11 protein-coding genes are annotated in these 9828 nt (G+C 38.9%); 1 reads left to right on the top strand and 10 read right to left on the bottom strand.

All coding sequences use genetic code 11. From position 1 onward, the window contains the following. Positions 1–14: 14 nt before the first annotated feature. Positions 15–365: a GNAT family N-acetyltransferase gene (locus V7083_RS06455; protein WP_335476557.1), complete on the bottom strand. Its 351-nt coding sequence runs from the start codon at positions 363–365 to the stop codon at positions 15–17. A gap of 464 nt (positions 366–829) precedes the next feature. Here V7083_RS06455 and V7083_RS06460 point away from each other — a divergent pair, with 464 nt between their 5' ends. Beyond that, positions 830–1693 carry a DUF1002 domain-containing protein gene (locus tag V7083_RS06460; protein WP_335476558.1) on the top strand — a complete coding sequence of 288 codons (864 nt, stop codon included), beginning with the start codon at positions 830–832 and terminating at the stop codon, positions 1691–1693. Between the two features lie 318 nt (positions 1694–2011). On the opposite strand, the gene lysA is transcribed toward V7083_RS06460, so the two are convergent. The 9 genes from lysA to V7083_RS06505 form a co-directional block, all read right to left on the bottom strand. Beyond that, positions 2012–3316 (bottom strand): diaminopimelate decarboxylase, encoded by a 1305-nt coding sequence (gene lysA, locus V7083_RS06465; protein WP_335476559.1) that lies wholly within the window; start codon positions 3314–3316, stop codon positions 2012–2014. Between the two features lie 176 nt (positions 3317–3492). Further along, positions 3493–4974, bottom strand: coding sequence for a spore germination protein (locus V7083_RS06470; protein ID WP_335476560.1), 1482 nt, complete (start codon positions 4972–4974; stop codon positions 3493–3495). After that, positions 4925–5536, bottom strand: coding sequence for a stage V sporulation protein AE (locus V7083_RS06475; RefSeq protein WP_335476561.1), 612 nt, complete (start codon positions 5534–5536; stop codon positions 4925–4927). Before V7083_RS06475 ends, V7083_RS06470 begins: the two co-directional genes overlap by 50 nt. 27 nt (positions 5537–5563) lie before the next feature. Next, a complete protein-coding gene (locus V7083_RS06480) occupies positions 5564–5986 on the bottom strand; it encodes a stage V sporulation protein AB (RefSeq protein WP_335476562.1) in 423 nt (140 codons plus the stop codon). After that, positions 5976–6596 (bottom strand): stage V sporulation protein AA, encoded by a 621-nt coding sequence (locus V7083_RS06485; protein WP_335476563.1) that lies wholly within the window; start codon positions 6594–6596, stop codon positions 5976–5978. Before V7083_RS06485 ends, V7083_RS06480 begins: the two co-directional genes overlap by 11 nt. 82 nt (positions 6597–6678) lie before the next feature. Then, a complete protein-coding gene (gene sigF / locus V7083_RS06490) occupies positions 6679–7437 on the bottom strand; it encodes an RNA polymerase sporulation sigma factor SigF (RefSeq protein WP_335476564.1) in 759 nt (252 codons plus the stop codon). 12 nt (positions 7438–7449) lie between these two features. After that, positions 7450–7890, bottom strand: coding sequence for an anti-sigma F factor (gene spoIIAB, locus V7083_RS06495; protein ID WP_335476565.1), 441 nt, complete (start codon positions 7888–7890; stop codon positions 7450–7452). Next, complete coding sequence (gene spoIIAA / locus V7083_RS06500) at positions 7891–8241, bottom strand: anti-sigma F factor antagonist (protein ID WP_335476566.1); 351 nt, start codon at positions 8239–8241, stop codon at positions 7891–7893. Between the two features lie 173 nt (positions 8242–8414). Continuing rightward, positions 8415–9587, bottom strand: coding sequence for a D-alanyl-D-alanine carboxypeptidase family protein (locus V7083_RS06505; protein ID WP_335476567.1), 1173 nt, complete (start codon positions 9585–9587; stop codon positions 8415–8417). Positions 9588–9828: the final 241 nt, after the last annotated feature.

Here is a 9828-nt window from a genome sequence, read left to right on the forward strand (position 1 = left end):
GCCCTTTTGTTTTGTTAACAAAAATCACAGCGTTCGATAAATGATGATGTTTGCTCATTGGAAATAATATTTTTATCGGGATACATTTCCTTTAGTTCTTTTACCATACGTTTGCCTATTCCTTGAAATCGATGTGATGGATTCACTGATATATGCTGAATTTCCATTTCGTTGGTATCCTGATAATTCTGAACTCCAATCAACCCGATTATGTCTTCTTCTTTCCATAGGAATAACTGGCGATTCTCTTCCGTTTCATATTCTTTCATGGTTTGCTGCAGCTTCTTTAAATCCTTTTCTGCTGGCATAAATGACAGCAAGCCCATGGCAATTTTTTCAAATGTTTTCTTATAGCGAATTAACATTTAGATCCCTCATTATATGAAATAAACCGTTAACATTAGGTTAAACAGTATTCTAGTTTTTCCCAATCCCTGAATCATAAACCTGCTTCATTATATGTAAATGAAATGATAAATGTTTCATTAATCAACATGATACATAAATATTAACAGTACATCAATAAAAAAAACACATTAATGCGGAGCAATGAGAGCCCAATAAATAATTCCCCAGATAATAGAAAGGCTGATTAAAATACCGAACAACATCCAATTTCTTTTTTTCATGAAGGTCCCCCGAATAAACAGTTGCTACTGAACATCATTCTACACTATATAACAAAAATAATCCATTTTCATCAAATTAAAACCTAATTTAGGAAAATTAATCATTCTATGAAACTTCTATTTTGGAATTTACGTTAATATTAATGGAATCGGTTATATTATGTAATAGAAATTATTTTTTGTAACTTGAGGAGGCTAACATGAAAAGAATATCGATTTTCATCCTTGCTGTAGTAATCCTGTTTAATCCGGTCCGGACTATGGCTGACATGGCTGAGGGTGACATGATTGTTACGTTGGGAGAAAATTTAACAGAAATGCAAAAAAATAGCCTGTTAGAAGAAATGGGGGCGCCAAAAGATGTCCAAATTGTAACAGTAACTAATCAGGAGGAACATCAATATTTAGGCAAATATGTGGCAAGTTCTTTAATTGGGACAAAGGCGATTTCTTCTTCAGCGGTTACGATTGCAGCAAAGGGATCGGGGATTAAGGTAAAAACCAAAAATATCAATTGGGTTACAGACGAAATGTATGTGAATGCCCTCATCACTGCGGGAGTGAAGGATGCTAACATTTATATCACTGCTCCCATTTCTGTTTCAGGGACAGCTGCTTTAACCGGAATTATTAAGGCCTATGAAATTTCAGCTGATAAAACAATCCCAGAAGATGTAAAACAGGCAGCAAATCAGGAAATGGTGGAAACGGCTAAATTGGGTGATGCCATTGGTCCTGAGAATGCAGCTGCCCTTATTGCTAAAGTTAAGCAAGAAATCGCTAAAGATAAGCCCAAAAATGATGCAGAATTACGTCAAATCATTGAGCAGGCTGCAAGCGATTTAAATGTTACTTTGACGGAAGATCAAATCCAACGATTGATGGACTTATTTAATAAGTTAAAGGGCTTGGATATTGACTGGGGACAAGTTAGCGATCAGCTTAATAAAGCCAAAGACCAAATCTCAAAATTCCTGCAGTCAGATGAGGGACAAGGATTTTTAGACAAGATGAAGCAATTTTTCATTTGGTTAATTGACGCGATTAAATCTATTTTCTCATAATTCAAAAAGGGTGTCCCTAAAGTTGAACTTTTCGAGGCACCCTTTTTTATGAAACGTTCTTTGTACTAGTCTGTTGATTTCCGCTCAAGGCACTTCGCGCACCTTAGTGCGTTGCGGTGAGCCTCCTCGGCGCTTAGTGCCTGCAGGGTCTCTCCTGCACCGTACTTTCGCAGGACATTGAATTTCATCCTTGAATTCGCCCACGCACGAAGGAAATGCGTNNCCGCTCCAATCAACAGAGCGGAAAATATTAAGTTTACTTTCTACAAAAAAACTGACTCAAAAAGCTACATTACCCCCTTTTGAGTCAGTCTCCATTTATTTTAGTGGCAAATCCAGTTTTACTAAATCTGCGTAAGTTTCTCTTTTTACTACTAGTGTTACCTGACCGTTCTCTACAAAGACTACGGCTGGTCTTGGAATACGGTTATAGTTGTTTGCCATGGAATAACCGTAGGCTCCGGTACAGAAGACCGCTAGTATGTCTTCTTCAGCTGATTGCGGCAAAGGTAGATCCCAAATCAACATATCCCCTGATTCACAGCATTTACCTGCTATGGAAACAGTCTCTTCTGACTGTGCTAATGGACGATTTGCATACACAGCCTCATATTTAGCCTGATAGAGAGAGGGACGAATATTATCACTCATGCCGCCATCGACTGCAAGATATTTTCTGACACCAGGCACATCTTTGGAAGAACCGGTATGATATAACGTGATTCCCGCATCTCCCACCATTGAACGCCCCGGTTCAATCCAAATTTCCGGCATCGAAAGCTGATATTGTTCTGTCAGCTTTTTTACTTCTTTGATAATTTCACTAACATATTGGGAAGGTTGAATAGGCTCATCTTCCTTTGTATATCGGATACCAAAGCCACCGCCTAAATTTAACACCTGGGCTTCAAAAGAAAACTTATGATTCCAATCGGCCATCTTTTCAACTATTTTTTGAGCAGCAAGTAAAAAGCCAGTTGTTTCAAAGATTTGGGAGCCAATGTGGCAATGAAGGCCTAAAACATTAAACTGGTGAAATGTTAATACTTCAGCTAAAGCTTGCTCCGCCTGACCGTTTTGAAGATCAAAGCCAAATTTAGAATCCTCCTGCCCCGTCAAAATATAATCATGTGTATGGGCCTCAATTCCCGGAGTAATTCTCAATAAAATATTTACATTCACATTTTTTTCATGACAGATCTCTTTTAATAGACCGATTTCATAAAAATTATCTACAACAATACAGCCGATTCGGCTATCCAATGCCATTTCTAGTTCTTCTCGGCTTTTGTTATTACCATGAAAATGGATTTTCTCAGGTGGAAATCCAGCAGCAATAGCTGTATATAATTCCCCTCCAGAGACTACATCTAATGATAATTCTTCTTCTTCTGCAAGCTGAACCATGGCTACTGTTGAAAAAGCTTTACTGGCATATGCAACTTGAAACTTTATATTTTGCTCAATAAAAGCTTGTTTAAAGGCGCGAGCTCTCTCTCTTATTAAAGCCACATCATATACATATAAAGGAGTACCAAATTTAGTTGCCAGTTCGACGGCGTCGACTCCTCCAATTTCCAAGTGGCCGTTTTTATTAACGCCTGTTGTCCCGTAAAAGTACATTCCCTTTCCCTCTCTCCATCACGACTACTACATCATATGTAGACAATCATAATAAATATAAACAAATAGACAGAATCTTAAATAGAAACTGCCTATTTTAAAAACTTTAGCCCTTTATTTAATTAAAATTACTTTAGCACAACTGTAAATTTTGCGCAATTTTTTTTAATGGGAATTTATCCATTAGGTGGCTGCCGATACCTGTTCCTTGGGTGAACTATACTTGGTCTAAGAACAGCACCCGGTATTGCCCTGCGAAAGATGATTTGTAAAAACCCTTTTGGTTCAAATGGAAGAAACGGCCATAAATAAGGTGTATTTAATGCTCTCATATTGACTAACAAAATGAGAAACAGCGTTGTACCAATAATAAATCCTGGAGTATGGAAAAAGGCGACTACCAGCATTAAAATCATTCTGGCAATTTTATTGGCCACACTCAATTCATAGCTTGGTGTCGTAAAGGTTCCAATCCCCGCAACTGCTACATATAATATGACTTCAGGTACAAATAACCCAACACTTATGGCAATTTGACCGATTAATACAGCAGCAATAAGTCCCATCGCTGTCGACAACGGTGTTGGTGTATGTATGGCAGCAATCCGTAAAAATTCAATTCCAAAATCAGCTAGGAACAGTTGAATGATAATTGGAATATTGGTTTGCTCATTTGGTCCGATAAAGGCCAACTTTTGCGGTAACAGAGAAGGTTCAAGTACAAATAGGAGCCATAACGGCAACATAAAAATAGAAGTTAATACACCCAAGAATCGGGTCCAACGAACAAATGTACCCATAGCTGGAGATTCCCGAAATTCTTCAGCATGTTGAACATGATGAAAATATGTTGTAGGGGTGATGATGACACTAGGTGAGGTATCGCAGTAGATCACCACATGTCCCTCTAAAATATGCGCAGCTGCAACATCTGCTCTCTCTGTATACCGTACTAAGGGATATGGGTTTGCTCCTTGTTTGACAATAAATTCTTCCAAAGTTTTGTCTGCCATCGGGATTCCGTCTATATTAATTTCGCTTAGTTCTTTTCTAAGGATATTTAGTAAATCCGGGTCCGCTACATCCTCTATATATCCGAGTGCCACATCAGTTTTAGAACGGACACCCACCTTGTGCATTTCGAAACGGAGCCGCTCATCCCGGATTCTCCTTCGCGTTAGCGCTGTGTTAAGGATAATATTTTCTACGAACCCGTCACGCGCTCCCCTTACCACCTTTTCTGTATCCGGTTCTTGCGGAGAACGCCCTGGATAACTTCGTACATCTACAATAAACGCGGTACTATGCCCTTCAACTACAACAGCAATTAGGCCTGACAATACTTGTGTCACTACCAAATCAAGTGTTTCTGCCTTATCGACTGATTGATTGACTAATCTATTTTCAATAATCTTAAAAACATCTGTTGAAAGCTTTTCATGATCGTTGATTTGGACAAGTTCTTCTATTAATTCAATAATAAATCTAGTATCACATAACCCGTTCACATAATAAATTTGGACTTCTTTTTTTAATATTTGCAACTTACGGACTCCGAAATCAAAGCTTACCCCAAGTCCGACCCGTTGTTTCATATAATTTTCAACTTCATGGACTGATTCCGGGATCGGCCATTTCTCTTCCTGCTTTTGTGTCATAAAAACCACTCCTTTCAAGGATAAGTTCAACAGCTTTCTCTGTAATCGGAGAACCTAGCTTATATGAATCATGTCTGGCCATTTTGCCGATATCCCCAATACCAACAATAATGGGGATATCCAATTCATCCAGACTATAGACTGTATCTCCATTTATTCTGCCAATTTCAAGTTCTGGTATACCATGTTTATCTACACCAAACGGGGTTAGATTACCGTCACGATCGATACAAACATCGACTCTTGTCCACTCCGCATGTCTAGATTTCGCCGCAACAGCAATTACCCCTAGAACTATAATATCTTTATGTAAGGCTACATATTTGAGGGCATTTTCACCGGCCCCCTCTCCAACCATTCCACTGTCATCGAACATTACCAAAACAGGGTCATTTTGTGCCTTTTTGATTAAATTCACTAATTCAGCACCAGTCAGTTTGGATGGATTTCCTTGAGACTTAGAAATGCAGCGTCCACCAATTTTCTTGGCAACCTGCTCCAGAGTCCTTTTGGTATATTCATCACCATCAGTAACTAATATGACACGCCTTTCTCTACTCATATTTGGTAGTCCTTTCTGGGTGATTTTTTAGTGATGGACAAAGTATAGCCATTGGAAAATGGATCCAAAAATTTTCCCTAGAACGATGGCCATAATTAAAATAACAATTTTTCCATCTAATCGAATCCGTTTTGCCAAAATCGGAAATACATTTAAAGCTTCGGTTAGTCCTGCTGCTAGCATGCCCACAAAGACGCCTCCGGCAAGACCCAATGGGATTAAAAAAAGGGCTGAAACATTGAAGGCAGGATCCCTTAAACTGGCAACAACCCCTGTAACAGCCCCAATAATAACGGACATTTCGTAATGATGAATCATTTTCATGGTTTTAGATAACTGGGTTAATCTTGGTATGACTCCTAGAACCGTCAGAAATGCAACAAACCCGGAACCAACTGCCAAGCCGCTTGCAAATCCCAGAAAAAGAGTGGCCAAAATTTTAATCGTCATAGACGCGTTTCATGCTTTCTTTATTTTCATGGATAATGACATAATTATCTAAATCCATTTGATAATTAAACATTTCTACTTCTAAAGGGCTTGGTTCGTCATTGATTCGTTTTTTAAAGACATGATTAAAAAATAAAATCATGCCTAACCCCAATCCAATGGAGTAAGGTATTTGAAATAGCAATGGTTTTACCTCTCGTTTTCCGGTAATGATGGTATATATTTTTTCCTGTACACTTTTCATGCTAACATCGTCATGAAAGTTCATTAGTGTCATGGCGGAGCCAAAAAATAATAGAAACCAAATTAAAAGAAAAAAAGGAATCGACACTCCTTTTTTCTTTGTCACTACCTCTACGATGGTTTGGGCAGGACCGATTGTTTGGACTTCTAAATCATGGTATTGAGCGGAAACCAATTTAATGACCTTCATAACATCGATAATGAGAATGTTACCATCGTGGTCTGATACTTGGTGAACAATCATTGAGGACAAATGGGGCAGCAAATCCTCTGCGGCAATAATTTGTGCCACATCTTTTAATAAAACATGATGATCTGGCCGGGTTTGAACTCGATTCCGCATGCGAATATAGATTGTTTTTTCCAAAACATTCACTTCCCACACAAAAATTCTCGTATCAGTAGTATGAGTAAAATTCCCTTTTTTTATGAAAAAAAGACCACATGGATTATAGATCCATATGGTCTTTCATTTGCTGTAAGATTTTTTTCTCTAATCTTGAAACCTGCACCTGTGAGATACCCAGTCTTAAGGCGACTTCTGATTGAGTTTGATCTTTGTAATATCGCAAATAAACAATCAGTCTTTCGCGTTCATCCAATTCCCGAATTGCCTCTTTTAAGGCAATTTTATCGAACCATTTCCCTTCATTCCCATCATCAATTTGGTCTAATAATGTGATAGGATCCCCATCATTTTCATAGACGGTTTCGTGAATAGATGAAGGTGTTCGACTTGCCTCTTGAGCGAGAATGACATCTTCAGGTGAAAGTTCAAGATGTGTTGAGATCTCATTAACTGTGGGTATCCTCCCCAGTGTTTTGGAAAGCTCATCTTTTGCTTTGCGAATTCTGTTTCCCATTTCCTTTAAGGAACGGCTGACCTTCACTGTCCCGTCGTCACGAATAAATCGTTGGATTTCACCAATGATCATCGGTACTGCGTATGTGGAAAATTTAACATCGTAAGATAGGTCAAACTTATCAACAGATTTTAACAGCCCGATACAACCAATTTGGAACAGATCATCAGGGTCGTACCCTCTATTTAGAAATCGTTGGACAACAGACCAGACAAGGCGCATATTTTTTTCGATTATTAAATCTCTGGCATCTTGGTTTCCTTCTTGACTCTTTTTAATGAGTTCCTTGACTTCCTGGTCCTTTAAGAATGTTTGATTTTGATTGTTCTTGACCTCCACATCCATTGGCAAGTCTCCTTAATTGCAAAGCATTTTGCTGGATTTTAAATGCTTCCTGAGTCTAACTTCGGTTCCTATACCTGGTTGTGAATGAACCTCTACCTCATCCATAAAATTTTCCATGATGGTGAAACCCATACCGGAACGTTCCAATTCCGGCTTCGTTGTAAATAATGGCTGTCGAGCTTCCTCCACATCAACAATTCCTAGTCCATTATCTTTAATGGACAGATTGATTAAGCTATCTTTAATTTCAACATGGATATAAACAACACCGTTTGCGTCATTTTCATAACCATGGATAATTGCATTTGTTACTGCCTCGGAAACAACTGTCTTAATCTCGGTCAGTTCATCCATAGTTGGGTCCAGTTGGGCAATAAATGCGGCAACAGTTACACGAGCAAATGATTCATTTTGACTTAAAGCACTGAATTGAAGGGTCATTTCATTCTTCATTCAGGCCACCCCCAATCTTTGCAATGCAAACTCTTCCGTCGGCTCCATTTTGATAATTTTAAACAGACCGGACATGTCGAATAGCCTTTGTATTGCAGGGGAAATTGCACAAACGACCATTTCACCGTGCACCTGTTTAATTTGTTTATATCGTCCTAAAATAACACCCAAACCAGAGCTATCCATGAAGGTTAGCTGTTCCAGATTCAAAACAATATGACGAATTCCATTCTTTTCAATCACAGCAGTAGATGATTCTCGAAGCTCGTCTGCTGTATGATGATCTAATTCACCGCTAAGACGAATACATAAAACGTCATGCCTTGTTTCTAGTTCAATGTTTAGACTCACTATCTCGGCCTCCTTAATCTTGTATAAGCAATAGCACAAAGGTGCTGCCGCTTTTCTAAGGTATAGTGAGTCAATTCGCCTTGTGTCCAATAAATTCCTTCCCATGATACAAAACTAGTTGTAATTCGCTAAAAGAAGTGAAATCCCTTCGACATTCGACATTGGCATGGGTTTTATTTACCCGCTTTTGAAAACATTCCAAAAGCACGCTTATAAAGAGTCCACCAACTTGCCTCGTTTACATTTGATTTTGCAACAAGTGGACTTTCAAGAATCACTTTTCCATCCTGGATCAGCTTAATGGTCCCTACTTTATCTCCCTTATGGATGGGGGCATTAAGATTTTTTTGCATAATGACTTTACGTTTTACATTTTCCGTCTTTTCACCTTTTTTGGTTAACAATGAAAGGGGTTCACTTGTGACAGCCTTGACGGTTTTTTCCTGCCCCTTGCTGATTTTAGCTTCACCTATAGCCTGATTGCGCTTATAGATGGAATGAGTTTGATATTGACTAAAGGCATAATCAAGCATCTTGGTTACCTGAGCATTACGTTCCTTTGAGGTAGGAGCTCCAAACACCACGGCAATGACACGCATCCCATTTTTTTGAGCGGTGGCGGTTAGGCAATATTTTGCTTCCGCAGTAAAGCCCGTCTTTAATCCATCCACCCCAGGGTAGAAACGGACCAATTTATTGGTATTGACCAACCAAAACTTTTTATCGGTATTTTCTCTAAGATAAGCTTCATATAAACCCGTAAATTTAGTAATATCCTCGTATTTTAAAAGCTCTTTTGCCATGACTGCCATATCATGTGCTGAGCTATAATGCCCGCTTTCCGGCAGCCCAGTAGTATTTTTAAAGACTGTATTTTTTAAACCTAATTCCTTTACTTTTTGATTCATCATATCCACGAAGGCTTCCTCAGAACCGGCAATCCGTTCGGCCATGGCCACTGAAGCATCGTTTCCAGAACCAATGGCAATGCCTTTTAGCATTTCCTCGGTTGTCATTTCCTCACCGGGTTCAAGGAAAATTTGCGAACCACCCATGGAGGCCGCATATTCACTGGTACGGATTTTTTCCTTCCAGCTCAACTTCCCTTTATCAAGGGCATCCATGATTAATAACATCGTCATAATTTTTGTCATACTTGCTGGCGGAAGCTTCTCATTGCTATTTTTCTCATAAAGAACCTTCCCGGTATCACGTTCAATCAAGATGGCAGATCTGACACCTGCAACAATATCAGTTCCTTTTTTCTCCTCAGCCGCAAAAGCAGACGGAGCCCCTACACTGGAAAACATTAATAAAGTAATGATCAAATAGACCAATCGTTTCATTCGCATAACCCTCCATTCTGTATAGCCAACATTTTTTCCAAAAACAAATACTTTATACAATTATTTCCTGTTATTTTTTTACAAAAAGGCTGTGTTAAAGAACAGTGTTGATTTTTTACACTCTGTTGATTGGAGCGGAAGGTGCGAAGACTCCTCGAAAATGCTAACGCATTTCCTTCGTGCGTGGGCGAATTCTAGGAAGAAAATCAACGTCCTGTGGGAGTACGGTTCTGGAGAGACT

The organism is Bacillus sp. JJ1764 (assembly GCF_036962145.1).
Classification (GTDB): domain Bacteria; phylum Bacillota; class Bacilli; order Bacillales; family Cytobacillaceae; genus Neobacillus.

Bases quoted from the DNA above. Each gene is read 5' to 3' on its own strand.
- V7083_RS06455 (WP_335476557.1), bottom strand. From the start codon at position 365: ATGTTAATTCGCTATAAGAAAACATTTGAAAAAATTGCCATGGGCTTG.
- V7083_RS06460 (WP_335476558.1), top strand. From the start codon at position 830: ATGAAAAGAATATCGATTTTCATCCTTGCTGTAGTAATCCTGTTTAAT.
- lysA (WP_335476559.1), bottom strand. From the start codon at position 3,316: ATGTACTTTTACGGGACAACAGGCGTTAATAAAAACGGCCACTTGGAA.
- V7083_RS06470 (WP_335476560.1), bottom strand. From the start codon at position 4,974: ATGACACAAAAGCAGGAAGAGAAATGGCCGATCCCGGAATCAGTCCAT.
- V7083_RS06475 (WP_335476561.1), bottom strand. From the start codon at position 5,536: ATGAGTAGAGAAAGGCGTGTCATATTAGTTACTGATGGTGATGAATAT.
- V7083_RS06480 (WP_335476562.1), bottom strand. From the start codon at position 5,986: ATGACGATTAAAATTTTGGCCACTCTTTTTCTGGGATTTGCAAGCGGC.
- sigF (WP_335476564.1), bottom strand. From the start codon at position 7,437: ATGGATGTGGAGGTCAAGAACAATCAAAATCAAACATTCTTAAAGGAC.
- spoIIAB (WP_335476565.1), bottom strand. From the start codon at position 7,890: ATGAAGAATGAAATGACCCTTCAATTCAGTGCTTTAAGTCAAAATGAA.
- V7083_RS06505 (WP_335476567.1), bottom strand. From the start codon at position 9,587: ATGAAACGATTGGTCTATTTGATCATTACTTTATTAATGTTTTCCAGT.